Below are 26,366 nucleotides of genomic sequence, written 5' to 3' on the forward strand. Positions count from 1 at the left end.
AAGGCTAACCCGATTAGCCATGGACTGAAAACAACTGATGAGGATATCGATGTCATTGTCCCTGTTTAAACGTAAAGCCGCCGCCGTCGCGGCTTTCGCTCTGCCATTGATGGCATTTAACGCGTATGCGGATAACCATTTATCGAAACCGATGGGATTTAGCCAGGTGCTGACCTTTATGGGATCCGGCGTGATCAATATCACCCAGAGCGAACCCTTTCCCGGCGTGAGCGGTTGCCTGGGTACCTTATGCACCAGCGATTATTTCTACACACAAATTATGGGGCTTAACAAACAGCAGGTAGCGCAAAAAAGGGAAGACGCAATCGCTTATTTCAACCAGGAGTTCGGCATTGATGTCAACGCGCTGCTCGCACAAAAGCGGATTGAATTGAAGCCCTATACCGGCAATCCGGATGGTGAGTATCGTTTATATTCGGTTGCCGGGATGGACTTGCCCCCCTCTGGATGGATTGTGCGTGACGGCGGCTTTTATATTACGGTGCTCGACAACGGCGGTATCCCTCTGGGCGGGCGCCACCGCGGTGAAAAGGCCACGCCAAAGAATCAGATGTATTACGGAAATTACAACATTCTGGCGGCCGTCCCACCGCATCAGCTAAAAGAAATCATTATTCGCTATGAGTCGAACGAGATGGCGGTGATATCCCCGGATGGCTTGCGAACGACGTTTAATACCCGCACTTACAATGACCGCTGGGGAGAAGGGCAAAGCTATGTAAGCTATGAATTTAAATTGAAGGGTGACCAAACGGTGTTGACCAATGGCCGGGAGGTAATGACGTTTGCCAAGTATCCCCTGACCAGAGATTTTCCAGACTATCCATCTTTTGCCATGAAAGGTAATGCCTCCGCGCATTGAGGCTTTCCTGACTGCCTGAGTAAGTGAACGAGAGGCAATGATGACCAATGTGAAACAAACTCTGGCGGAGCGCCGCCAAACCCCGTCTCATCATGAGGAAGGCGAAGGACGGCCGCTTGCTCAGGCAGAGCAGTTGGGAAGCGCGGCGTTCCGCCAGGACTATGGCGTTAAATATGCCTATTCCACGGGTTCTATGTATCAGGGGATCGCATCCCGAAAATTGGTGGTGGCGATGGCTCGGGCGAACATGATGAGCTTCTTCGGCTCGGGTGGGCTGAGCCTGCCGCTTTTGCAAGAGGCCATCATCGGCATTCAAGCCGATCTGAACGGAGAGTCGTTCGGTATGAATATGCTCGCCGACTATGATTTTCCGGAAAAGGAAATGCGCCGGATCGAATTGTTCCTGGCCCATGACATTCGTTTTATTGAAGCCGCCGCTTATATCGCGATTACGCCCGCGCTGGTGCTTTACCGGCTACGCGGCATTCATCTGGGTGAAGATCGACACATTGTGATCCCGCATACGCTGATGGCGAAAGTTTCACGCCCTGAAGTTGCCGAGGTGTTTGCCAACCCGGCGCCGCCGGATTTAGTTGCCCAACTGTACGCGCAAGGTTTGCTTACGCAGCAAGAGGCGGAGCTGGCTCCCCAGGTCCCCATGGCGCAGGACATTTGTGTCGAGTCGGACTCCGCCGGCCACACCGATCAGGGCAACGCATACGTCCTTTTTCCGGCCATTGCCCGGCTTTGTCGGGACATTTCGGCCCGGCAACACTACCGGAAGCCGCTCAGAGTGGGGGCCGCCGGCGGTATCGGAACGCCGGAGGCCGTGATGGCGGCGTTTATGCTGGGGGCTGATTTTATCGTCACGGGGTCGGTGAATCAGTGTTCGGTAGAGGCGGCGACCAGCGATGAGGTGAAGGACATGCTGCAACACATCAATATTCAGGATACCGACTATGCGCCTGCCGGCGATATGTTTGAGCAGGGCGCCAAGGTACAGGTATTGAAGCGAGGCGTGTTTTTCCCCACGCGCGCCAATAAACTCTACCAGCTTTATCAGCAATATAGCTCATTGGATGAGCTGCCGCAGGCGGTAAAAAACCAGCTTGAAGATAAATATTTCAAGCGGCCGCTATCCGCCGTTTGGGAAGACGTGAAGCAATATTATCAAACGCACCGTCCAGAAATGCTGGAAAAAATAGAGGGGCAACCGCGACGTAAAATGGCGGCGGTATTTCGCTGGTATTTTGCTTACAGCTCGCGGCTGGCGTTATCCGGCGATCGGGAAAACAAGGTTGATTATCAGGTACATTGCGGGCCGGCCTTGGGCGCCTTCAATCAATGGGTAAAAGGTTCCGCTTATGAAAACTGGCGCAACCGCCACGTCGATGAAATCGGGGAAATGCTAATGCGGGAAGCCGCCTCGATGCTGTCGGAAAAACTCGGTTTGCTCAAAGGCCGTGCTTTATCTTCTTACTCATATTCTTAATCGGATAGCGGGGCGTTTATGAAAACAGTCTATACCTTTCCAGGCCAGGGATCGCAATATCGCACGATGGGTTATGGCCTCTTCGATCAATTTCCTGAGCAGGTCGCGCAAGCCAACCAGGTTCTTGGGTATGACATTGCCGAACTTTGCCTCAAGGATCCGCTGCGCGTGTTAAACCAGACGCAATACACGCAACCGGCGCTATATACCGTGAATGTGCTCACCTACCTGGAACGCATGGCCCGTGGCGCCACGCCGCCGGACATCTTGGCCGGGCACAGCCTGGGGGAATATAGCGCGTTGTTCGCCGCCGGGGCTTTTGACTTTATTACCGGGCTTAAGTTGGTGCAAAAACGCGGGCAACTGATGAGCCTCGCCTCCAGGGGAGCCATGGCCGCCGTATTGGAAATCAATCTCGCCGATATTGAACGCATCCTGGCCGAGAGCGGTTTTCAGCATGTGGAGATCGCCAATATCAATGCCCTCCAGCAATGCATTATTTCTGGCGCGTATGATGAAGTGGTGGCGTTGGAAACTCGCTTTCTCGATGCCGGCGCCCGCTTTGTGCAATTGAATGTCAGTGCGGCGTTCCATTCCCGCTTTATGTCGGATACAGAGAACGCGTTTGCCGACTACCTGACGGCGTTCACTTTCCACCCTTTATCGATCCCCGTTGTGTCGAATGTGACCGCCAGGGTTTATCCCACTACGGACTATCAGAGTTTGTTAACCCGGCAAATATCAAGCCCGGTTCGCTGGTACGAATCGATCTCCTGGTTACTGGCACAAGGTTGCGATGACTTTATCGAGGTTGGCCCAGGTGATGTGCTCACCAAGCTGCACCGGCGGATCGCCGAAACGCCAATGCCGATGGCACCAGAGCGCGCTGCGCCCTCGAACACTACCCACGAGGCCAAGACGCCACCGGCGCCGCCCAGCGCTCCCACGCCGGCAGCAGCGACCAAATACGTTTTTATGTATGCGGGCCAGGGGAGTCAGTACTATCAGATGGGGAGGGCCTTCTATCATGCCGACGGCCATTTCCGCCAGACGATGGACCGCCTTTGCCACAAGGTGTATATGCTCAGCGGTGTGAATCTGCTGGAACAACTGTACGGCGACCGCGATCCCGGTACGGAGTTCGACGATATTCGCTATACCCATCCGGCACTGTTTTGTTTTGGCTACAGCCTGACCCAGATGTTGATAGCCCGGGGCGTTCAACCCGCCGCCGTGGTCGGCCACAGCCTGGGGGAGTATGTGGCCGCCGTGGTCGCCGGCATGCTTACACTCGACGACGCGCTTCGGTTAGTCGTTGAACAAGCACATCTGCTGGCGCAACATGCGCCGCCGGGGGGATTGGCGGTGGTGCTGGCTTCGCCGGACATTTTTCACCGCTCAGCAGACAGCTTTTCAGGTTGTACGCTGGCCGGCGTGAATTTCGACAATAACTTCTTTATCTCGGGCGAACAGAGCGCTATCGCCAACGCGAGGCAGAAGCTGACGGATCAAGGCATTCTGTCGCTGGCGCTGCCGGTCAGATACGGTTTTCATTCTTCCTCAATTGAAGCGATCAAACCGTCGTATCAAAAATTACTGGATAAGACGCCGTGCTTCTCGCCAACGATGCCCGTTTATTCGTCGGTGCTGGGGCGCTCAGTTGGCGCAATGCAACAGGCTGATGCGCAAAGCTATTTATGGCAAGTTATCCGCGACAAGGTCGATTTCTCCACCCTGGTCGATTCGGTATTTCCCGCCATGGAAGACCACTTTTTTGTTGATGCATCCGCCACCGGCAGCCTCGCCAACTTCTTGAAGTATTCTCAGGATTTTGCTGGTCGGCACGGTTATGTCTTAAACCCGTTCAGTGACGGGATGAAATCGCTTGAAACCCTGTTATCGCAATTGAAGGCGTAGCGGGACCGGTAGTTAATAGATCCAATGTGAAGGAGTGCAGGCTATGCCAATTCGAGTTTATATGTTCCCGGGACAGGGATCTCAGCAACCCGGAATGGGGCGCGAACTGTTCAGCCAGTTCCCTGATTTAACCCGTATTGCCGACGATATTTTAGGCTATTCCATCGAGCGGCTCTGCCTTGATGACCCAGACGGCGAGTTAAACAAGACGCAATACACTCAACCGGCCATTTATGTTGTTAATGCCTTGTCTTACTTGAAGAAACGGCAAGAGACCGGCATTCAACCGGATTTTGTTTTAGGGCATAGCCTCGGTGAGTTCAACGCGTTGCTGGCCGCCGAATGTTTTGACTTCGCTACCGGTCTGAAACTGGTAAAAAAACGCGGCGAATTGATGGCGCAAGCCGCAGGCGGCGGCATGGCGGCGGTGCTGGGGTTGAGCGAAGCGAAACTGCGGGCGTTTTTAACGGAGAGAAAACTCGATGACATTGATTTGGCGAACTTTAATACCCCTTCGCAAATCGTTATCTCTGGCCCTAGTGACACCGTAACAAAGGCGTTGGATGCATTCGCACAAAGCGGGATTAGGTGCGTGCCCTTGAATACCAGCGGCGCATTTCACTCCAGATTGATGCAGGGCGCCAAGGAGAAATTCGAACATTACCTGCAAGACTTTCCGTTTTCTGCGCCGAAGATCCCGGTGATTGCCAATACCACGGCGCGACCCTATGAGGACGACAAACTGTTAACCGGCCTGGCGCAACAGATTGCCAGCCCGGTGCGTTGGACCGCAAGCATTCAATATCTGCTGAGCCTGGGCGCACCAGACTTTACCGAGTTGGGCCACAGCGAAGTGGTCAGCGGCCTGGTCGACAAGATCAAAGCAGAAACGACGGAGGATGAGCTGCAAAGCATCAGGTTACAACGTCACGAAAATACCATGGCCACGGGGGCAGCGACAGCGGCTGACAGCACGGCAGACTCAATGGCGCTGGCGCCGGCCGAGAAAATTGCGCAATGGAACAGCCGGTTCCCGATCGGGCAAAAGGTTCATTCCACAATATTGAACGCAGAGGCGGAAACCCGAACTGAGGCGTTACTGTTATTTCAGCACCGTGCGGCTGTCTACCTGAAGGGCTACAACGGTTACTTCGAACTCGATGAGCTAAAGCCAATTTAGATTTCAACAAGAGAAAATGGCGGTAGCGTTCACGCGACGCTGTCGCCAATGCGTATTTTATGCGCAATATCGGCCGTTTTTGAGGTGAGATTTGAGTGAATCTGCAGTCACATAGGTGCCAAACATGCTCAGATTTCACGTAGCGCGATCAGAAAAGCAGGGTATTTTCACCAAGAATCTCTGTGCATGCATCACACAAAAGATGCTCGGTCATCATTAGTCAGACACCAGTGACGAACTTGCAAAGGTAAAAAACCAGTAATATTGCTTTTATCGTATATTTGAAGAATCGGGATAAACGGTGGGCATAACCGAACGACAAAATCTGATGAGCGACGATAATCGAGGAAAGCAGGATGGCACGAACAGTTGAAAAAATTGAGTACGATCTGGAGCGAGCACGCCGCGAACGTGATGCATGGAAAACCAATCGTGGTGGGCAGTCTAACTATCAGATGGCAAGCGTGATGGTATCTGCGCTGGAGAAAGAGCTTTCAGAGGCCATCAGCAACCAGGCCAACGATGCCCACAAAACGCCGGATTCTGTCTGATTCTATAATGGTGCGCATAATGTATATTATGTTAAATTGAGCGTGGTAAATACTAACCTCATCGTGTGGAGCCTTCCTAAGCACGTAACTCTCTGCTGCTTATCGGGGTTCTTCCATAGAACCCCTAACCTTTTACTACTATCCTCTTAGTGGCTGAGGTATTCGTCAAATATATGCGAACCTAAAGTACGAATCACTTCTGAGCGTTCATCCAAAGAAGTATCCGCTTTCCTCACATAGATGCTGATGAATACAGGATCATGATTATTTGACCAGACCATCGACGTTATCCCTCTGACACCATAATCACTTGCACCTGACCTATCGGCGATTTTCCATCCTTTAGGAAGAGACGCTCTAAGCATATTATCAGCGACTTTGTTATTGACCATCCATTCTTTCAATTGCGCTTTTGATGAATCACTGAGAACTTCGCCAGTCAAAATTTTCTTGATACTCTTGCTCATCGCATCAGGAGTCGTTGTATCTCGCAAATCATTCACGGGATTGACAGTCAATTCTGGCTCATATCGGTCAGAACGAGTAACAGTATCTCCTATAGCTCTCATAAATGCCGTCAGAGCTTCTGGTCCTCCACCCGAAGAAATAGCAAAATTAGCTGCCGTATTATCACTGTATTCATTGGCAGCTTTACAAGCTTGCTCAAGCGTAAATGGCTTATTCATATAGTCTTTAGCAACTGGCGAATATGTCACAATGTTTTTTTCAGTCACTATCATAGAATGATTTAGTGAAAGCTTTTTTGCATCAACCTTTGCCAGAACATTAGCGCAAGCAATTGATTTAACTGTGCTATCTAAAGGAAAGCGCTGATTCCCATTTATAGAAATCGTTTTGCCATCTGAAGATAGAATTGACAAACCCACCTTCCAGCCCTCTTTCTCGTACTGTTTAACTTGATCTTGTAAAGTCGAAGCAAAAGCAGAGGATACAATAGGCATGCTTAACACCAATGTGGCAAATGCTTTAAATCGTAAATTCATAGTCAACCTTTGATAGTCAATGCTTATATAATGAGGTTATTTCAGCATAAATAGAGAGTCTAATTTATGCAGGGTTTTATTTTTAATCATGATTATATTTTCTTTTGTATGGTTAACAAATGATGATAATTTTTAGTAGCCTATAGAAAAACTTATAGCGTGATTTAGATGATGCCATTCGAACAGCGTTTAAACTCTGCTCAATCCTCTGTCGGCGTGCCTTGATGAAACCGCATCCGCCAACCCGCCGTAGCGGTCATAAGCCAAATCGACAAGCGATCTGTGCAACGGACGGCGTGGCCCTTATGGGCCAAAATGCCCTCCTTTTTGATCGCGCTACGTGAAATCTGGCAAACTTCGGCAGCCAATCTGCACCAGAAAAACACGCGTGAAACCTGACTATTTCCAGGATCCCTTCTCATAGGTTTTTTGCCAGTTCTTTTCCGTGACGGGCATCAGTTCTCCGTTAAACGTGGAGCCTCTGGATGTAACACTTTATCTTCTATAGAGTTTTTTCTTTTTATCTCAATACGCTCTCATCAAACTTCCGTAGTGACATTGTCACCAAAAAGAAAACCCTCACGCCTGTTTCCCACCCAAATGCGACCGCCGAACCCGCAATTCTCCGTGCCGCCAGGCGCCGTCCGCCGTGGCGCGATTGTCGATCAGGCGATTCAAGGCCTCTGCGACCAACCGGTCGATGCGTTGACTGTAGCTGGTCAGCGCCCAGTTGGCTGAACCGGCCTCGTCGATATCATCGAAGCCTACCACGGCCATCGCGGACGACGGCGCCGTTTGCCTGAGCGCTTCGAGCGCCCCCAGCGCCAGCACGTCGTTCTCGCAGAACAGCGCCTCAACCCGCTCGCTTTCCGGCGTTGCCTGCAGGTATTCGCTCATCAGCTGGAAAGCGCGTTGGCGATCGTAGTGGCCGGCGGTGAGCACGCGATCCAGCTGAAAGCCGGCGGCGCTCAGTTTGTCGCGGTAGCCTTCCATGCGCAGCAAATGGCTGCTTTGCGTGTCCGGCCCTTTCATATAGCCAAAGCGCCGGTGGCCTTGCTCTATCAGCAACGTGGCGATCTCTTCGCCGGCGCGGTAGCCGTCGATATTGACCACATCAATATGCTCGCTTTCCGTATTGCGGCACACCTGCACCAGCGGAATTTGATGCAGATCCTGCGCGATCGCCACCCACTCCTTGGTTAACACCGTCGCCAGGAACAGAATGCCATCCACCTGCAGCTGATCGGCCATCGCCATCACCGCCCGGTAGTTTTCCCCGGCGGTGATGTTCAGCAACAGCGCCATATAGCCGCGGGTTTGCAGCTGTTTGGTCACCATATCGAGCATCATCATCGAATGTGGGTTCTTCATCTCGTCGATGGCCACGCCGATGATGTGCGTGCGCTTTTGCGACAGGCTGCGCGCCAGCAGGTTTGGCCGATAGCCCAACTCGGCCGCCGCCGCCAGTACGCTTTCACGCGCGCTGTCCGAGATCGACGCGCCGGGCGTAAAGGCGCGCGATACCGTCCATTTGGAGACGCCGGCCTTTTCGGCGACGTCGCTGGCGGTGGCTTTATGGTGTTTCGTCATGATGTGCGTCGATCCCTGTTTCGTTGAAATCAAACTATACCCTGTTCGCTCAGCGCCCCTAAGCGCCTGCTTGATACTCCTGCTGCAATTATGTGCCTTTTTTGCACCCGATTGCAATTCGTTATGCAACCGGGTGCAAAGTGTAAAGAGTTTGTGATCGTCCGCGCTGTTTTCACCTTTTCCCGGTTGACCAAATTTTATCCATAGCCGACATTCACGGTGGCATTCAGAGACTCATTGCCATTTTGCCTCCTATTTTGCACCCGGTTGCAAAAACGCTATTTTTACACAACACCACTCTTCTCAACAGGATACTGTAATGAAAAAAACCAGACTGCTGTTGATGTTAGCATGCTCGCTGTTTGTCGTGACCGCCCAGGCCAAGACCTACCAGGTCGGCGTGGCGCTGGCCAATTTCGATCTCAACTTCGTCTCCATCCTGCGCAGCCAGATGGCCCGCGAACTGGCTGCCCAGCAGCTGCAAGGTCAGTTCGTCGATGCCAAGGGCGATGTCGCCCTGCAGGTGCAACAGGTAGACGATCTGATTAATCAGGGCGTGGATGCCATTATCCTCAACCCGGTCGATACGCAAGGCGTTCAGCCGATGATAGCGGCCGCCAAACGCGCCGCGATCCCCCTTATCTTCGTCAACCGCAAACCCGAAGTGCCACTGACCGGTGCGACGGCCTACGTCGGTTCAGACTCAGCCCTCAGCGGCCATATGCAGATGGAAGCCCTGGCGAAAAAAATGAATTATCGCGGCAACGTGGCAATCCTGATGGGCGCTCTCTCCAACGAAGAAACCCGCGAGCGCACCCGCGCGGTAGAAGCGGTGATCGCTAAATACAACGACCTGAAAGTGGTAGAGAAACAGACCGCCAAATGGCAACGCAATGAAGCGGTCGACGTGGTTTCTGGCTGGTTGCTGAACGGCGCGCCGATCGATGCGATCGCCGCCAACAATGATGAGATGGCCATCGGCGCGATCATCGCACTGAAACAGGCCAAAAAGAACGGCGTGCTGGTTGCCGGTATCGATGGCACGCCCGACGGCCTGCAATTTATCAAAAACGGCGATCTGGCAGTCACCATTTTCCAGGATGCCAAAGCTCAGGCGATCGGCGCGGTACAGGTGACTCGCGCCATGTTGGATCACGCCAAAACCGAACCCTATAACTGGATACCCTACGCCACCGTGACGCAAGAAAACTACCCGCAATTTGCGCAAATGAACCAGAAATAAGCCGTTGTCACTCTCTTTTTCAACCCGGTTTGCACCCGAGTGCAAATCCCCTAACCTCAGGAGTCAGCATGTTAAATGGTGAAAGAAGCATCCCTCGCCCGCTGCGTTGGGCGATGATCGGCGGCGGCCGCCTCAGCCAGGTGGGTTACAAGCACCGTTCCGGCGCATTGCGCGACAACACCGCCTATCGGCTGGTTGCCGGCGCCTTTGATATCGACGCGGTGCGCGGGCGTGAGTTTGGCGTCAATCTCGGCGTGCCCGCCGAACGCTGCTATGACAACTATCAACAGCTGCTGGAGCAAGAAGCCAAACGTGAAGATGGCGTTGAGGTGGTTACCATCGCCACCCCCAACGGCACCCACTATGAAATCACCCGCGCCGCGCTGAATGCCGGCCTACATGTCATCTGCGAAAAGCCGCTGTTCTTCACCACGGCGGAGGCGAGAGAAATCAAGGCGCTGGCGGCGGAGAAAGGCCTGATCGTCGGCGTAACCTACGGCTTCTCCGGCCATCCGCTGCTGATGCAGATGCGCGCCATGATCGCGAACGGCGACATCGGAGAAATACGCATGGTCGAATTGCAGTACACCCACGGTTTCAACGCCAACGAAAGCGCGGACACGTTTGAGGCACAAAAGTGGCGCGTTGACCCGAAAATCGCCGGCCCCTCTTTTGTGCTGGGCGACATCTCCACTCACACCTTCTACATCTCGCAGCTGGTGATGCCCGACATGAAAATTGCCGCCCTGCTGTGCGATCGCCAGAGCTTTATCCCTTCCCGTGCGCCGCTGGAAGACAACGCCATGGTACTGATGCACTACGAAAACGGCGCCGTTGGCCGCATGTGGGCATCGTCCATCAATGCCGGTGCCATGGACAGCCAAAGCATCCGCGTGGTGGGCTCACTCGCCAGTCTGCAATGGAGCGATTCCACGCCCGGCGAATTGCGCTATGAGATCCAAGGGCAACCCAATCAAACCCTGCACCACGGTATGCCCTATCTGGACGACAGCGCCCTGGCCGAAGAACGGCTCGGCGCGCTGCATACCGAAGGCCTGGCCGAATCCTGGGCCAATATCTACCTCAAGTTTGCCATTGCCATCAGCGCCCGCCAGCGCGGCGATCGGCAGACGCTGGCTACGCTGATCTACCCGGATATCGACGCCGGATTGGAAGGCGTGCGCTGGATTGAAAACTGCGTTCGCTCCGCCGACAACGGCGCCACCTGGGTTCACTACCAATAAGGAAAGCCTCATGAGACTCTCATTCTGTACCGACAGCCTGGGCCATTTACCCTTCGAGCAGATGCTGGACCGGTTGCTGGAGCTGGGGGTGCGCGGCGTGGAAATGACCACCGGCGGCTGGTCCCCGGCGCCCCATCTGAATACCGACGAACTGTTGGCCAATCCTGCCAAACGCCGGCAACTGCAGCAGGCGCTGGCCAGTCGCGGCATGGAGATCGCCGCGCTCAATGTCTCCGGCAATCCGCTCGATCCCGGCGAATTGGGGCAACGTCATCAGCGCCAAACCGACAACACGCTCGAACTGGCCGGCCTGTTGGGGGTAAAAAAGATCGTCATGATGAGCGGCCTGCCGCCGGCCAGCCCACATGACACCATCCCCAACTGGATCACCTATACCGTCAGCTGGCCGCCGACGGTAAAAAATTGTTTGGACTATCAATGGAATGAGGTGGCGATCCCCTATTGGCAGGCGCTGGTCGCCCGAGCCAAAGCGTGCGGCGTCAAGCGGTTTGCGCTGGAGAACTTCAGCGCCATGCTGGTGTGGAACCCGGAGACGCTGTTCCGGCTGCGCGAGGCCGTCGGCCCGATGGTAGGGCTGAACCTCGATCCCAGCCATTTGATCTGGATGGGGGCAGATCCCATTGCGGTGGCCCGCGCCCTCGGCCCCGCCATTCATCATGTGCACGGCAAAGACGTGCGCCTGGAGCGCGGCGTCGTCGAGGTTAACGGGCTGCTGGAAACCAAACCGATAGACGACGTGGCCGGCCGCGCCTGGAACTACGTCGCCGTCGGCTGCGGGCGGGATTTGCAGTGGTGGAAGGAGTTCTTCTCCGTCGTTCGCATGATGGGCTACAACGACTGGGTGTCGCTGGAGATGGAAGACCTGACCATGTCGGCCGACGCCGGCATCGCCTCATCCGTTCAGGCGCTGCAGCAGACCATCAGCCGGTAAAACCGGGCGCAGCGGTCGCGGCCACTGCGCCTTTTTCACGCCCAGGCCTGGTTGGCGATGCGCTACAAACACCACACCGGCCGGGCGCCCACCGTGGCGCTGGCATGTCCGGCGCCGTGGCTCAGACACAGCGTTCTTAAGCCGGCAGCGGCACCGGAATACCAGGCACCGCCACGCATCAGAATGCGCTCGCCGTAGTTGCGCAGATAAACCTGGTCGCCGTCCGCACAGCGGTGCTGGGGCGCAACGCCGAGGATTTTCAACCTATCCGGCACCGGCTGCCCCCCCGTCGTACCAATACGATCGAACGCATCGTCCATCAAACCTGGCGGATACCCGTTGTCCTGCGGATCGCCGTTGAAATGCCGGATGCGGTCGGCAATCAGCGGCGCGCCGGCATTGCCGGTAAGCAGTGACGATGCGGCGTCGAATTTGGCTGTGCCGTCGCTGCCGGGGAGCACCCACGCGCCAGTAGCCAGATCGACCGCACGCCAGCGTTCTCCCTCATCGGCGGCTATCGGCATCGCGGCGTCGTTATCCGGCAACATTTGAATTTCCCCCGCGACCAATTTCAACCCGTGCTGCCACTCCCACAGGTTACCGCAGAGATCGCCGATGCCGAACGGCGTACCGTCGTGATACCAGGTGGCCGGGCCGGACGCGGTAAGCGTCGTCGGATCGCCCTGTTCATCGCCAACGACACCGCCATCACTTCTCTTGCCATACTGGCGATGGTCGTGATGCGACCGGCCACTCGCGGTATTGCCGAATTCCGACCACCCATGATGACGACACCAGAACATCAGCGCGGCCCACTCCGCGTTGGTACCAATATGCCAACCGACGCCGTTGCGTGCCGCCGCCTGGCGAAACGCGCTCAGGTTGTGCCAACTGGCCGGGGCCCTCTCAGGTTGGCTGATCAGCTCGCCATCGATCAGGGCGCCGGGATAGCAGCCGTAGAAGAAGGCGTCTTTCTGCTGACCGTTGATGATAAACGCGGGGTGAACCGCCTCACCTAACCCGGATGTGACATCTTGCAGCGTAAAACGCGGGATCACATACATGTAACTGGGTTGGCCGCTGGCGGTGTAAAGTACGGTGCGACGCCCTTGCGACTCAGCTTCCACCTTGCTGCGCAAAGCGTCTTTTACGATGATCATTAATTTACACGTCCATTGATAAAGCCAAGGCCGGGGAGACTTAAACTCCCCGGCCCATTTTTACGCCACCATGGCGGCGGATTTGATCGGTTGCAACAATTGGCCGACATCGCAATTGAGCAGTTGCGCACGTTGCAGCAATTCCTCAGTCTTGGCGCCAATCACGGAATGAACGTAGGCGTTGACCTGCTCCTGATTCATTTGGTTGTAGCGGTCGGCGAATGCCATTTCGATACTGTCGCAGATCACCGCACCGGCGTTACTGACGTAGTCCGGCAGATAATGGATGCCGCGTGCCAGCAACCGCTGTTCGGCCTGCGGCGTATTGAACGGCGAGTTGGCGCTGCTGATCACCCAACGGGTATTCAGCAGTTCGACGTTCTGTGCATTCAAGATGTTGGACAATGAAGCGATGCACAGCACCTCGCTGGGTTGCGCCCAAAGCTCTTCTTCGCTGACGCGGCGCACCCCAGGCGGGAACTGCGCCGCAGGGTTGATGTCGTACGCCATCACGTCGCAACCGAACAGCAGGCTCTGTTTCGCCACTTCAGCCCCCACTTTTCCCATGCCGTGGATAGCGATGCGGGCGCGAGGCAAATGGTTGAGCCGCAGCGTCAACACCTTCTTCATCGAACTCCAGACGCCGTAGCCCGTCGCCACCGAGGTATCGACTTGCGGGCTGTCCATGGCGTTCAGGATCCACGGCGTGAACTGCCGCAGGTAGTTCATCTCTTGATTGCCGGTATTGATATCGCACCCCGTAAACATGGTGCCGCCATAGCGATTGAGCAGTTCGCCGATCGCTTCAAGCACCGCAGGTTGCTCTTGGGGGGAACGTTTGCAGTTCACCACAATCTTGCCGCCGCTGAAACCGGTGTTGTACAGCCCGTGTTTCAGCGACATGCGCTGCGCCAGCATGATCGCCTCCTCCTCCTGCTGTTGGCGGGACGCATAATTGCGCCACCGGATGCCGCCATTGGCCGGCAACAGCTTGATCTGCGAAGAATAAGCCAGGGTGAATGACGTTTCGTCATCGATCACCACCGTTTCTACCTGATATTGGTTATGCGTATTCAGCAATTCGTTGTTAACTGACATAATTTGCCATCCTGTTTTAATGGGATTCTTGCTCGAATGCTCCAGCCTGGTCTAACTGTTGTTTTATGCCCCACGGCGTAGGCCGCTGTAGAAAACCGGCCATGCTTATCGCCTGGCCAAACTCTTGCTCCAACATCGCCATCAGGCGCAGCGCCATCAGCGACTGACCGCCGGCGTCAAAAAAATCACAGTGGTTGGAATCGGGGTTCACGCCGGTCACATCGCCCCAAACGCGCCAGATGCGCGCCATCTCCGGATCGGGCTTATCCGTTGCCGCCGGCGTGCGTCCGGCTTCCGGCCCCTGTCGGTCTCGTTCACCCAACCACCATTGCGCCGGATCGAAGGGATACATCGGCAACGCGATGCGCGAAGGCGGGATCTGCCACAGGCGGCGCCAGTTAACGTTAACGCTGGCGCGCCAGATCTTTTGCAGCGCCTGGATCCACACGGCGCTTTCGCTCTGCGCTTCGTCGCGGCGCGGCAACGTTCGCACCGCCGTCACGGTGCCGGTGGATTTCAGCTGTGCGACCAACGCCGTGAGCGTCGAGCCTGGGCCCACTTCGACGAACAGCGTCTTGCCGCGCCGCGGGATATGCTGCAAGGCGCGATGGTAATTGACGGGTTCACGGGCATGGCGCGACCAATAGCGGCCGTCAAGCGCCGCAGGCGCAATTTCGGTCGCCAGCAAGGCAGAAACGTAGCGTACCCCCGTCGTCGGTTCACCCGGCGGCGGCGCGAGGGCGGCCAGTTCGTCAAGAATGGGGTCCATCAGGGCCGAATGGAACGCATGCGACACATTCAATGCCTTGCAGCGCACGCCTCTGTCGCGCATCTGTCGTTCGCAAGCGCGAATAGCCTCAGCCGCGCCGGATAGCACGCAGCCGTTCTCACTGTTCTCCGCCGCCAGAGACAGGCGATCGCCCAACCAGGGCTGAACCTGCTGCGCGCTCAGCTCTACCGCCAACATCATCCCGGATTGCAGCCCGGCCATCAGGCGTCCGCGGCGGGCGGCGAAGAGCAACGCCTCGTGCGTTGAGAACACGCCGGCGGCCCAGGCCGCAGCGATCTCGCCCAGGCTGTGCCCAACGACCCAATCCGGCTCGACGCCGTAATGCTTCAGCAGTTCGGCCACCGCGATTTCGACGGCGATCAGCGCAGGCTGCGTCAAGGCGGTGTCGTTGATCGTCTCGGGCGCGGCCTGTCCGGTAAACAAGGGAGAAAGATCCAGGGCGGCATGCGTTTGCAAAATCTGCAGTTTGTCGTCCATCAGTTTTCTGAAGGTCGCATCCTGCGCCATCAAATCGCTGGCCATACCGATAAACTGGCTTCCCTGACCTGGGAATTGGAACACCACGGACAAACGCCCCTTGCCCGTATCTACCATGTTTTCTTTCACGCTCAATACGCCCTGTTCATCGATATGCAACGTGCCGCGATAACGCAGCGGTTTTCTCCCGCTTTGCGCGCTCCAGGCCAGACGCCCGTCGTTCTCGCCGCATGGACGCTGCAGATAACGTTTTGCCAATCGGTGCCAGGCCTGCTCGGACTGTGCGCTGATCGGCACGACCGTGGCCGCCAACGCGGCCGTTGTCTGCGCAGGTGGTGTTTGCGGCGGTCTCGCCAGCACCACATGCGCATTCGTTCCGCCGATGCCAAATGCGCTGACGCCGATCGCCTGGCGCGGATCGTCGCGCTCCCAACGTTGTGCGGAACAGATGAACTCAAACGGGCTATCCGCCAATGCCATCTCCGGATTTGGCGAGGCAAAGTTGATCTGCGGCGCAATCCAGCCGTGCCGGATCTGCAGCGCGGCTTTGATCAATCCCGCCATGCCGGCGCAGGTTTCCAGGTGCCCGACATTGGCCTTGACTGCGCCGATGGCGCAGAAAGCACGCTGCGTCGATCGTTCGCGGAAAACGCTGTTTAGCGCGTCGAATTCGATGGGATCGCCGGCCAACGTGCCGGTGCCGTGCGCTTCGATGGCGCGGAAGGCCTCCGGCGCCAGTCGGGCATCGTCCATCGCCTGACGCAACAGGCGTTGCTGGCCATGCAAGCTGGTCGTGGTAAAGCTGACTTTGCGCGCGCCGTCATTATTCATCGCCACGCCTTTGATCACGGCGATGACGTCATCGCCGGCCGCCAGCGCGTCAGTCAGGCGTTTCATCACCACGACGCCGACGCCGCTGCCGAAAACCGTGCCGCTGGCATCCGCGGAAAATGGCCGGCAGTGTCCATCGGTGGAAAACACCATGCCCTGCTGCGCGAAATATCCGTCATCTTGCGGGATCCGCAGGGTGCACGCGCCGGCCAGCGCCATGTTGCAGCGGCCGCTGCGCAACGCGTGAACCGCTTCGTAAACCGCCACCAACGAAGTGGCGCAGGCGGCCTGCACATTGCACACCGGCCCCCCGATGCCCAGGTGCCAGGCCACTCTGCTGGTGAGGTAATCTTTATCGCTCGCGATTTGCCGCTCAAACGGCGACGGGTTGAGTTTGCCGAGCAACTCAGACCCCTCCGCCTGGCGCAAATAGTCAGAACCGCTGCAGCCGGCGAACAATCCGGTCTCTTCGAGCTCGCCCGGCGTCACCCCGGCGCTTTCCAGAGCGTGCCAGGCGCACTCCAGAAAGAGCCTTTGCTGGGGATCCATCAGCAGCGCTTCGCGCGCGCTCAGGCCGAAGAACCCCGCATCGAAACGGGATATATCGCCGGCTATCGGCGCCGCAACCGGGATATATCCACTGTCGACGGCATTCCCCCGATCGTTATCGACGCGAACCAGCGATTCGACGCCGTTGATCAAGTTATGCCACCAGCTTTCGGTGTCCTCGGCGCCCGGGAAGCGGCAGGCCATACCCACCAAGGCGATATCCCGTTCATTGCTGTTCACCTGCTGCATAAAGGTTCTCCGATCAGAAACGCAATGCGCTGATGTCCCAACGCGGCTCTCGTTCCGCCAGCAGGTCGGCGCAAATTTGCCCCATCAGAGGGGTGAATTTGAACGCCCAGCCCCCTGCCGAGACCACCAGATGTTCACCGCCGTGGCAGCGGCCCTTGGCGCTGTCGAGATAGAATTGGCGCGCCGGATCGGTAGGCAGCACCGCCAGACAGCTTGACGCGGAATGCTGTTTATCCGGCGCGAGGAAAGGCATGTGCCGGCGGGCAAACTCCAACGCCCGCTCCACGTGCTGCGGGTTGGCCTGGTAACTTGGCGCATTGGCCTCGGTGATCGGATCCACTTCAAAGTCGGTTCCCAGACGATCAAAGCCATTGACTGACCAAGGGTTGGGCGGGAAACCGTAGAACAGGTTGCTGTCGCTCTCCACCGGCGGCTGGAAGGCAAACCAGAAGGGATCGTTGGCCCCAAGACGCTGGCTGCGCAGCATGCTGATACAGGCCATCTCATAGGTGGACAGCGCCAGATCGATATCCAGCTGGCGCAGCAGCTTCTTGCTGCCCGGCCCGCCGGCGACCAGAACTTTACGGGCGCGATAACGATTTTGCGTCGTCAGCACCGTTGCGCCCCGGGCATCGGGTTCCACGGCCTTCACGCATTGCTGGAACTGGAACTCCACACCGGCCTCGCTCGCCAGCGAGTAAAGCGACGCCAGCGTGCCTTTAACGTCGATCACCCCGCCGTCTTGCTGCAAGAAGCCTTCATAGTTGCTGTCCAGCCCGGTAAAACCGTAGCGTCGTTCGATTTCGCGCATCGCCAGACGCTCATAGGGCAACCGCATCTCATCCATCGACAGCATGGTTTGGCGGATCTGCCCCTCATTGGTCCAGACATCCGCATCGCCGAACCACAGGCTGCCGATTCGGTGGATCAATTTTCTATCCGCCTGCTGCTCCAACTGCCGCCATAACTTGTCGGCTTCCAGGGTCAGGCGAAATATTTCCAATTCGGAATATTGCAAACGCCAGTGGCGTTCTTCGCCGCTGGTGCCAGCCAATTGCGTAAATAACGTGTGTTGTTCCAGCACCAATACTTTATGGTCCTGATGTTCTCGCGCATAATTCCACGCGGCGGCCAGCCCGATGGGGCCGGCGCCGATAATAATGACATCCCAGTGTACTGACGTGTGCATACCTATCCCTCGCAACGGATATTCTGTGTGTTTGATAAAATTATTTTTTAATTAAGCTTTTAATCTGATCCAACGGCACCAGGACGATCAGCGTCAAATATTTTTCTCGCGGAATATCCTGATAAAGCTGACGCACGCCAATTTTCCCCATGACATCCCCGCTGACGCCGGCGGCGAACAGCGATTGCCATTGCCCCGCCCAAATGGCGCTGGAATTCCAGATACCGGCGGTTTCGATCCGGCCCAGCGGCGTTTCGGCGGTTTCGTGATACCAGGAAACCACGCTGTCATCCGGCAATGAGGCGATCTTCCATCCCTGCCCCTTCATCGTGCCAACATCACGCCCTTGCTTATCCACCAACAGGTCAGTGTGTGAATTGGCATCGCCAACGTTAGGGGCATTATCCGTTTTCGCTTTAAAGGTAATATTCGCCATTTCGATAACGGAAAACACCGTGACATTTTTATAACCGTCATTCGATTCGAGAATACGTTCAACTTCCGTGGCATCTTTGCTGGCGTTCATTAACTGACGAACATAATCCCCAAGCGTGATCAGCTCAGACAATACATTGTTATTGCCTTGTATAATTTCCATAAAATAATCCTTGTAGGTGTTGTTATGCGGTCAATGCTTCAGACTGTTTGAACCAGTCACGCCCTTTTTCACGATCGATATCGGAACCGGCGTCGGCGAAGAGCGTGACAACGCGTTGATCCGGGCCCAGCGTTTCGGCCAGCTTACAAGCCGTTTTCCAGTTAGCGGCTGATGAGGCGCCGATTTTTACGCCGGTCAGTTGATGGAACTCGTACATCGCGCTGAGGGCTTCCCGATAGGAGACCGGATTGAAAGGCGGCTCTTGCGGCATCAGTTTACTGATGAAGGGTTGACGGAAACCGAAGCCCAATCCACCGGCACCGGCGAATTTCGGCTCGCCGTTAGGCGCGGACAGCGTACCGTAAGGCAGTTCGCGCGGCGTGCTGCCCCACACGATCAGCTGCGGGTTATCCTGCCGCAACGCCGCGGCGACGCCCGACAGCGTACCGCCGGTTCCTACCGCCGAGACCCAGCCGTCGACGCGTTCGCCGTTCAGCTGCCGACGGATCTCTCCGCCCGTCTCATGCTGATGTACGGCAGTATTGACCAGGTTGAGATGCTGGGAAAGCAGCGTCCAACTCGCATCTTCATGCGCAATCTGCTGGCTGCGCGCAATCACGCCGAGCAGGAATTGATTGCGATCGACCAGGGTAACGACGGCATTGTCCCCCTTCAGCGTATCGATCAGCGGTTGCGGAGACGAATCCGGGATCACCACTTGCACCGCTATCCCGCACATGTTGCCGAGTTTAGCCAGCGCTTTCGCCATATTGCCCCCCGAGGAATCGAGCAACTTCAATTCACCGGTGGCGAAGTCGTGTTGATTGATGGCATCGCAGAACAGGCCGAACGCGGTACGATCCTTCACCGAACCAAACGGATTTTCAAACTCGAACTTGGCGTAAATCGACGCTTTCCCCTTTGGCGACGGCACTTCAACCAGCGGGGTATTGCCTAACGCCGCATAGAATTTTTTCAATTGGGGGAACAGAGTAAAGGCTTTCTCCGTATCCGGCGCGCCATCCTGTGGGTTAAACAGCTCAAAATTCATCAGAGGTTCCTTTAAAGCCATACGTTGACAAATAAACCAGCGTTACTGAAGCAGCTGGCGGAGAAACGCAGCGGTGTCCTGCGTGAAATAAAAGTGGTCGCCAGCCAGGAAGCGAGTCCGGCTGCCGGGAAGTTCCGTTTCCCACTGCAACAGCGCGGCGCGGCTCACCAACGGATCGTTGTCGCCCCCCCAAATCCGTGGCTGCAGGTCGGGCAGCGGTTCGGCGCAGAGCGCACCCAGCAGCTGTAAATCTTGCTGTATCAAGCGGGTGACAAGAGGCCGCGTGATCTCATCAAGCGACAGCGCGCCGCTGCGTTCACTGAACGTCAGGATGCTGTCCAACACTTCCTGCCGTTGGCTTTCCTGCCGGAGTATTTTCAGCTCAGAGGGGGCGCGCTGTGCCGACAACACGGTGTCGATGCTAAAGCGCGACGTTTGCAGCGCTGCGGCAACCTGCAGCGCGAGCAACGTGCCCATGCTGTGACCGAAAATCACCACCGGCGCGATACCCAGTGAGGATTGCAGCGCATTGACGCAGCTCGCGATCGCGCGCTGCGCCGTTTCCCAGGCCGGCACGTCTTGCGCTTCTTCACGGCCGGGATATTGCACGATGAACAGATCCACCTCGTCCGGCAGCAGGTCGCGCCAGTGTTGGTAGAAAGCGGCGCCGCCGCCGGCGTGCGGAAAAACGACCAGTTGCTTGCTGACCGGCGAACTGCTCAGGCGGCTGAGCCTGACCACGCAGCCGAGAGACGTGCGCAACCCCGTCATGAGTTCAACCCCGCCGTATTTTTGGCTGGCCGTTGTTGACGCAGCAGGTCGCGCAGCGTCAGACGATCTATCTTGCCGATGCCCTTCATGGGAATGGCGTCGATGACGATCAATTTTTCCGGCGCCTTGAACGCCGCCAACCCTTCTTTCTCAAAGAAACGGCGCAATGCGCTGAGAGTCAGGGTGTCATCTGCGGTGGTGACAAACAGGCACGGCACTTCACCGTACAGATCGTCCTCCATGCCGACGCAGGCGGCGCGCACCACGGCGGGATGCTGTTCAGCCAACTCCTCTATCTCGTTCGGGCTGAACTTTTCCCCTCCGCGGTTGATAGAATCGTTGACGCGTCCATCGATGAAAATATTGCCAGCGGCGTCGACGTGCGCCAGATCGCCGGTACGGTAAAAGCCGTCCGCCGTAAAGGCAGTGAGATTAGCCTTGGGGTTTTGGTAGTACTCGGTGAGCGTATAAGGGCCGCGGGTGATCAGTTCACCTGACTTGCCGACGGGCAACGGGCGATCGTTTTCATCGACGATCAGCACTTCATCATGCGGACTCAGCGGCCGCCCCTGTGAGCTGAAGCGCAGCGCGTCATCGTCGTCGACCGCGTTAAAACACAGCAGCCCTTCGCTCATGCCATAACATTGCTGCAGGGTGATGCCGAGGTCGCGGGATGAGGAGGCCGCCAGCTCAGGCGTCACCCTGGCGCCCCCCACCTGGACATGCCATAACGACGTCAGGTTGCGCGGCGTTTGGCGCTGAAGTTCGCTCCATTGTGACAGCAACGCGGGCACCAGCGTGGTGTGCGTCACGCCGCACCGTTCGATCACGTCCAACGCCGTTTCCGCCGATGGCGCATCGGCGAGCGCCACGGCGCCGCCGCGAGAAAGCGTGCCGAGTATGCCGGGGCAATTGATGACGAATCCGTGTGAAACCGGCATAGCGGCGAAATAGACCGAATGACTCGCCAAAACGAACACGTCACAGCCGCATTCGATCATATAGCTGTAGCCGCCATTTTTACGGGCGATCGCTTTAGGCAAACCGGTGGTGCCGCTCGAGAGCAGCATGACGGCGGTATCTGACGGCGTCATGGTGACGGCGCAGAGTTCCGGCGCGGGCGTCAATGGTGCACAGAAATGTTGCAGGTTTAAATAGCGCGTATCGTGCCCGGCGTCATCGTAGTCTTCGACCAGTATCACGTCGATGTTGAGACCTTCCGCCAACAGCGTCTGCAAGGCGGCCAACGGATTATAGCGACGGGAGCCGCGCTGCAGAGCAAACACTTTCGGCGCTGTCAGATGCAGAATGTGCCGCAGCTCTTTCTCCCGGTAAGAGGGCAAGATCGGCACCGGTATCGCGCCGAGCATCAGCGACGACAGCATCACGATGACCGCTTCGCGGGTATTACGCAATTGATATGCGATCCGGTCGCCCTTCTCCACACCCAGTTGACGCAACCTGTGGGCTGTCGAAGCGACCGCGCCGTTCAGCCAGTCGTAGCTGTAAACCTCCTCGTTTTCAAAAAGCGCCGGGCGTTGTCCATACTGCTGAAGGGCCCGCAATAAACGTTGATTGATTGAATCCTCAACACTGACCATAGCGACTCCATAATGAGTTAACTCACTGTTTGACTGCTTTATTTCTCAATCACAATTCGTTAAACAAACAGCTTTCGGCGCCTCTGTCAGGCGGCACCATCATTTCTGTACTGGCTCACAATGAAAAGCAAAACGGACTCAAAAACACTTCATTTTCTTGGCCGACATCAAACACCACGACCGACCGTCAGTCAATTGTCTTGAAGTTAATTATTTATGTTTCTTATGTTTCATGCCCGGAATGATGTTTTAAATCTTTTTATAAACAGCACGTTATGAAAAACATTTTTTTCACGCTTGCTTATGACATTTCGGAAATAAGCTGCTCTAATGAATAATCGCGTCCTCCCCAAAGTGATGGCGCAGTGCCGCAGCGCGCTTTCAGCAGGGCCTGCAACGCCACGGTTTCCGCCGAACTGAGCGCTAAGTCTTGCCGTAACTGCCAGCTGCCATCCGCCTCTTGCAGCACGTCTTCAGGCACCCCGACCTCTGCCAACAGCGCCAACAAATCATCCAGAGTCTTCATAATGTTATCCAACCGTTAAATGGTATTGATAATTATTCATATTGACCGTCAGTCGGTCAATGAGTATTTTAACGCTTGTCCGAGATGACCAGGCACCTGCCATCGCTGCGGGGCTGTTACTTGAAAAGGGATTATTTTTGAACAAATTCAACGGACTTCACCTAAGACGCGCTTATCTTTGTCCGCTGCTGTTGGGCATGGCGGCCTGCTTTACGCAGGCCGCCGACGAAGAGTCGATATGGGTGGTGGCCGACAGTTCATCCACAAACAACGCTCTACGTGGCTACGCGGCCCAACAAGCGGAAGTGGCGACCAAGACCCGTTCGCCGCTGGTCGAAGTGCCGCAATTCGTCTCGGTGGTCAACCGCCAGCAAATGGACGTGCAATCAGCCGACACCGTCAGCCAGGCGCTGCGTTACAGCGCCGGCGTCGCCGTGGAGCGCTTCGGCGCATTTTCCAGCGGCGTAGACTTCGCCAGAATTCGCGGTTTTGACGCCGACTACTATTTGGATGGCTTACGCGTCATCGGCAATACCGGCATTTGGGGGCCACAGATTGAAGCCTGGGGATTGCAAAGCGTCGAAGTCCTGCATGGCCCCTCCTCCTCGTTATACGGCCAAGGCGGCGCCGGCGGCGTGATCAATATGGTTTCCCGACGCCCCTCCGCTACCGAGTCGAATCAACTCAAGCTGGATGTTGGCAATTACCGCACGCGTTCCCTCAGCCTCGATGCCACCGGCGCGCTAACTGACGATGAACAGTGGCTGTACCGCGTCGATGGCCTGGCGGCGACCCGCGGCTCGCAAATCGAAGACACCAAGCAGAAGCGCCTCTATCTGGCGCCCGCAATAACCTGGCAGCCGAACGAACGCACGCGCTGGACCGTGCTGACCCACTATTTGCGTGAACCCCAATCGGGCTATTACAACACGTTGCCCGCCCAGGTATTGGGCCTACTGCCCAATCCGCGCGGCAAGATCGACACCGACAGAAATTACAGCGATCCGGCGCACGAGCGTTCGAGCCGCACGCAGTATGACGTAACCTCGCTGTTTGAGTTCGAGTTAAACGATCGCTGGCGCTTTAAGCAGAATCTGCGCTATTCCCACGTAGACTCTGCGGTGCGACGCGATTTTACGCGTGCTGTCACCCCGGACAATCGCCTTTTGACGGCGGTCTATCAAGACTCCCCCAGCCAGGCGGATAGCGTCGTAATGGATAACCAGGCCGCAGCGACATTCGTCACCGGCCCCATCGGCCATCGGTGGCTGAGCGGAATCGACTATCAGACCGGTAAACTTGATAAAAACTGGTGGGGTTCGCAAACCGTGACGTTCGATCCCTGGTCCAGCCAATACCGGCCCTCATTCGATCCCGTGCCGGTTTCACGCACGTCGACAACGCAACGTTTTCACCGTGTAGGCGTATACGGACAGGATGAAGCACGTTGGCGGGGATGGCATTTGCTGTTGGGCGGCCGCCATGACTGGTCGCGAATGCGCACCAGTGACAATCTGGCCCATACCCAAACGCAAACCAATGACGCCGCCTGGAGCTATCGCGCCGGGTTGAGTTACCCGTTCGACAGCGGTTTGGCACCTTGGACCAGCGTCTCTACCGCCTTCGATCCGCTGACCGGCACCGACGCTCGGGGCGCACCGTTCAAGCCCACCCATTCCACGCAGTATGAAATGGGCCTGAAACTTCAGCCACCCGGCAGTGCAACAATGACCAGCCTGGCGGTCTACCAACTGACGCAACGCGATGTGAACACCGTCGATCCCCTCAATCCCAGTTATTACACGCAAACTGGCGAGGTGCGTTCCCGGGGCGTGGAGCTGGAATCGCGGGCGGCGCTGACCGAAAACCTCAACCTGATGCTGTCCTATGCCTGGGTCAACAACGTCGTGACTCAGGCCAACGATAATACCCAAGGGCGGCACCCCGTCGGCGTTCCGGCGCAAACCGGCTCAATGTGGCTGGACTATCGCTTTACTCAAGGTTTTTTGCAGGGGCTGCTGATCGGCGGCGGTGCCCGCTACCTGGGATCGAGTTGGGGAGATGGCGCCAACACCTTCAAAGTGCCCGCCGTTTGGCTCGGTGATATGTCCGTTCGTTATACGCCGGGCGCCTGGGATGCTCGCTTGTATAATCTGGAGCTGGGGTTGACCGTCAACAATCTGACCAACAAATCTTATGTCGCCAGTTGTACCAGCGCGCCTTACTGCAGCATCGGGGTCGAACGCAGCGTCATCGGTTCGATAAGTTGGTATTTCTGATGCGCAGACGGCGTTTTCTTCAGGCGGCCACCTTACTGGCGCTTTCTGCGCCCTTGCGATCTCTGCGCGCTCAGGCCGATACGCAGAGCGTTACCGATATCGTCGGGCGCACGGTGATCTTGCGCTATCCGCTGCGGCGTATTTTCCTGGCGGAAGGCAATCTGTTTTATACCGTCGCGGCGCTCAATCCGCGTTCACCGATGGAAAAACTGGTGGGTTGGCGAGACAACTTCCGCACCGCCGATCTGGACAGCTATCAGCTGTACCTGCGTCATTTTCCCGAGCTGGCGCAGCTGCCGACTTTTGCCGGGGTGCAGCAGATACAATTCGATCTGGAAAGGCTGATCGCCTTGCGGCCCGAAGCCATGCTGCTCAATGCCAATACTCGCTCGGCGTTGGAAGCGAGCGGCCTGATGGCGAAACTCACGGCGGCGAACATCCCCGTGGTTTTTGTCGATATGAGCATCGGCCTGATGAACAATAGCGCCAGAAGCATCGCCATCATGGGACAATTGTTTGATAATCCACAAAGTGCAGACAGTCTGATTCGCTTTCGCCAGCGACATCTGGATAAGATCCTCGCCACGTTGGCGAAACGGACCCCGCCGCGCCCACGGGTCATGATGGAGCGCGCCGCCGGGTTGTACGACGATTGCTGCCTGTCTTGGGGAAATGGCAACTACGGTGAGATGGTGGATATCGCAGGCGGGTTCAATTTGGCTCAGACGCATATCCGCGGCGTCTATGGCTCGCTGAGTCAGGAAACGGTGATCGCTTCCCGACCCGATAAAATTGTCGTGACCGGCAGCAACTGGCGTAATTACTCGCCTCATGGCGACTGGGTCAACCTCGGCCCGGGCGCAGACTTAGCTCTGGCAAAAACGCGGCTGGAAAAATTGATGCGCCGCCCGGCTTACCGCACTCTGGCCGCGGCAAAAAGCGGAAAAGCGTATGCCATCTGGCACCCGTTTTACGATCATCCTTTTAATTTTGTCGCCATCGAGCGGCTGGCCACCTGGTTCCATCCGGCGCTGTTCGCCGACGTTGATCCCGAGGCGACGTTTGCGGAGCTCTTCGCCCGCTTTCTTTCCATTCCGTATCAACCCGGTTATTGGCTATCGCTGGAGGCGGGGGCATGAAC

Annotated in this window: 21 protein-coding genes; 10 read left to right on the forward strand and 11 right to left on the reverse strand. The window is 56.6% G+C overall.

Going from position 1 to position 26,366, the window contains the following annotated elements:
* Positions 1 to 49 precede the first annotated feature (49 nt).
* The 5 genes from BHU62_RS02390 to BHU62_RS24795 all read left to right on the forward strand — a co-directional run bounded on the left by BHU62_RS02390 (position 50) and on the right by BHU62_RS24795 (position 6,023).
* Positions 50 to 883: a hypothetical protein gene (locus tag BHU62_RS02390; RefSeq protein WP_073529102.1), complete on the forward strand. Its 834-nt coding sequence runs from the start codon at positions 50 to 52 to the stop codon at positions 881 to 883.
* 37 nt (positions 884 to 920) lie between these two features.
* Complete coding sequence (locus tag BHU62_RS02395) at positions 921 to 2,375, forward strand: PfaD family polyunsaturated fatty acid/polyketide biosynthesis protein (protein ID WP_236720593.1); 1,455 nt, start codon at positions 921 to 923, stop codon at positions 2,373 to 2,375.
* Between the two features lie 18 nt (positions 2,376 to 2,393).
* Positions 2,394 to 4,292, forward strand: a complete 1,899-nt coding sequence (gene fabD, locus BHU62_RS02400; RefSeq protein ID WP_073528977.1) for an ACP S-malonyltransferase — start codon at positions 2,394 to 2,396, stop codon at positions 4,290 to 4,292.
* 43 nt (positions 4,293 to 4,335) lie between these two features.
* Positions 4,336 to 5,472, forward strand: coding sequence for an ACP S-malonyltransferase (gene fabD, locus BHU62_RS02405; protein ID WP_073528978.1), 1,137 nt, complete (start codon positions 4,336 to 4,338; stop codon positions 5,470 to 5,472).
* 356 nt (positions 5,473 to 5,828) lie between these two features.
* Positions 5,829 to 6,023, forward strand: coding sequence for a hypothetical protein (locus BHU62_RS24795; protein ID WP_139282244.1), 195 nt, complete (start codon positions 5,829 to 5,831; stop codon positions 6,021 to 6,023).
* A 146-nt stretch (positions 6,024 to 6,169) separates the two neighbouring features.
* Here the strand turns inward: BHU62_RS24795 and bla are convergent, their stop codons facing one another.
* Together bla and BHU62_RS02415 are read right to left on the reverse strand one after the other, a co-directional pair.
* Positions 6,170 to 7,027 (reverse strand): class A beta-lactamase, encoded by an 858-nt coding sequence (gene bla / locus BHU62_RS02410; RefSeq protein WP_073528979.1) that lies wholly within the window; start codon positions 7,025 to 7,027, stop codon positions 6,170 to 6,172.
* Positions 7,028 to 7,606: 579 nt separating this feature from the next.
* Positions 7,607 to 8,617: a LacI family DNA-binding transcriptional regulator gene (locus BHU62_RS02415; protein WP_073528980.1), complete on the reverse strand. Its 1,011-nt coding sequence runs from the start codon at positions 8,615 to 8,617 to the stop codon at positions 7,607 to 7,609.
* Positions 8,618 to 8,936: 319 nt separating this feature from the next.
* On the opposite strand from BHU62_RS02415, the gene BHU62_RS02420 reads away from it, so the two are divergent.
* The 3 genes from BHU62_RS02420 (at position 8,937) to BHU62_RS02430 (ending at position 12,056) form a co-directional block, all read left to right on the forward strand.
* Positions 8,937 to 9,860: a substrate-binding domain-containing protein gene (locus BHU62_RS02420; RefSeq protein ID WP_073528981.1), complete on the forward strand. Its 924-nt coding sequence runs from the start codon at positions 8,937 to 8,939 to the stop codon at positions 9,858 to 9,860.
* A gap of 68 nt (positions 9,861 to 9,928) precedes the next feature.
* Positions 9,929 to 11,104, forward strand: a complete 1,176-nt coding sequence (locus BHU62_RS02425) for a Gfo/Idh/MocA family protein (RefSeq protein WP_073528982.1) — start codon at positions 9,929 to 9,931, stop codon at positions 11,102 to 11,104.
* A 10-nt stretch (positions 11,105 to 11,114) separates the two neighbouring features.
* Entirely contained in the window at positions 11,115 to 12,056 is a 942-nt protein-coding gene (locus BHU62_RS02430; protein ID WP_073528983.1) for a sugar phosphate isomerase/epimerase family protein, read from the forward strand.
* A gap of 62 nt (positions 12,057 to 12,118) precedes the next feature.
* Here the strand turns inward: BHU62_RS02430 and BHU62_RS02435 are convergent, their stop codons facing one another.
* From BHU62_RS02435 to BHU62_RS02475, 9 genes are all read right to left on the reverse strand, one after another.
* Complete coding sequence (locus BHU62_RS02435) at positions 12,119 to 13,216, reverse strand: hypothetical protein (protein WP_073528984.1); 1,098 nt, start codon at positions 13,214 to 13,216, stop codon at positions 12,119 to 12,121.
* Positions 13,217 to 13,276: 60 nt separating this feature from the next.
* On the reverse strand, positions 13,277 to 14,314 hold the full coding sequence (locus BHU62_RS02440) for a Glu/Leu/Phe/Val dehydrogenase dimerization domain-containing protein (protein WP_073528985.1): 1,038 nt from the start codon (positions 14,312 to 14,314) through the stop codon (positions 13,277 to 13,279).
* Positions 14,315 to 14,330: 16 nt separating this feature from the next.
* The gene (locus BHU62_RS02445; RefSeq protein ID WP_073528986.1) at positions 14,331 to 17,210 is read right to left on the reverse strand and encodes a type I polyketide synthase; all 2,880 of its coding nucleotides are present in this window, start codon (positions 17,208 to 17,210) and stop codon (positions 14,331 to 14,333) included.
* A 13-nt stretch (positions 17,211 to 17,223) separates the two neighbouring features.
* Positions 17,224 to 18,399 (reverse strand): NAD(P)/FAD-dependent oxidoreductase, encoded by a 1,176-nt coding sequence (locus tag BHU62_RS02450; protein ID WP_073528987.1) that lies wholly within the window; start codon positions 18,397 to 18,399, stop codon positions 17,224 to 17,226.
* 40 nt (positions 18,400 to 18,439) lie between these two features.
* Positions 18,440 to 18,997 (reverse strand): allene oxide cyclase barrel-like domain-containing protein, encoded by a 558-nt coding sequence (locus BHU62_RS02455; RefSeq protein WP_073528988.1) that lies wholly within the window; start codon positions 18,995 to 18,997, stop codon positions 18,440 to 18,442.
* 22 nt (positions 18,998 to 19,019) lie between these two features.
* The gene (locus BHU62_RS02460; RefSeq protein ID WP_073528989.1) at positions 19,020 to 20,048 is read right to left on the reverse strand and encodes a pyridoxal-phosphate dependent enzyme; all 1,029 of its coding nucleotides are present in this window, start codon (positions 20,046 to 20,048) and stop codon (positions 19,020 to 19,022) included.
* Between the two features lie 42 nt (positions 20,049 to 20,090).
* Positions 20,091 to 20,819, reverse strand: a complete 729-nt coding sequence (locus tag BHU62_RS02465; RefSeq protein WP_073528990.1) for a thioesterase II family protein — start codon at positions 20,817 to 20,819, stop codon at positions 20,091 to 20,093.
* Positions 20,816 to 22,420 carry an AMP-binding protein gene (locus tag BHU62_RS02470; protein WP_073528991.1) on the reverse strand — a complete coding sequence of 535 codons (1,605 nt, stop codon included), beginning with the start codon at positions 22,418 to 22,420 and terminating at the stop codon, positions 20,816 to 20,818. Before BHU62_RS02470 ends, BHU62_RS02465 begins: the two co-directional genes overlap by 4 nt.
* Before the next feature lie 301 nt (positions 22,421 to 22,721).
* Positions 22,722 to 22,946, reverse strand: a complete 225-nt coding sequence (locus tag BHU62_RS02475; protein WP_073528992.1) for a hypothetical protein — start codon at positions 22,944 to 22,946, stop codon at positions 22,722 to 22,724.
* 137 nt (positions 22,947 to 23,083) lie between these two features.
* On the opposite strand from BHU62_RS02475, the gene BHU62_RS02480 reads away from it, so the two are divergent.
* Both BHU62_RS02480 and BHU62_RS02485 read left to right on the forward strand, forming a co-directional pair.
* Complete coding sequence (locus BHU62_RS02480; RefSeq protein WP_171971286.1) at positions 23,084 to 25,225, forward strand: TonB-dependent siderophore receptor; 2,142 nt, start codon at positions 23,084 to 23,086, stop codon at positions 25,223 to 25,225.
* The gene (locus BHU62_RS02485; protein WP_236720594.1) at positions 25,153 to 26,364 is read left to right on the forward strand and encodes an ABC transporter substrate-binding protein; all 1,212 of its coding nucleotides are present in this window, start codon (positions 25,153 to 25,155) and stop codon (positions 26,362 to 26,364) included. The genes BHU62_RS02480 and BHU62_RS02485 overlap by 73 nt, the downstream gene beginning before the upstream one ends.
* Positions 26,365 to 26,366 lie beyond the last annotated feature (2 nt).

This window comes from Serratia marcescens, assembly GCF_001902635.1.
GTDB lineage: Bacteria > Pseudomonadota > Gammaproteobacteria > Enterobacterales > Enterobacteriaceae > Serratia > Serratia marcescens_F.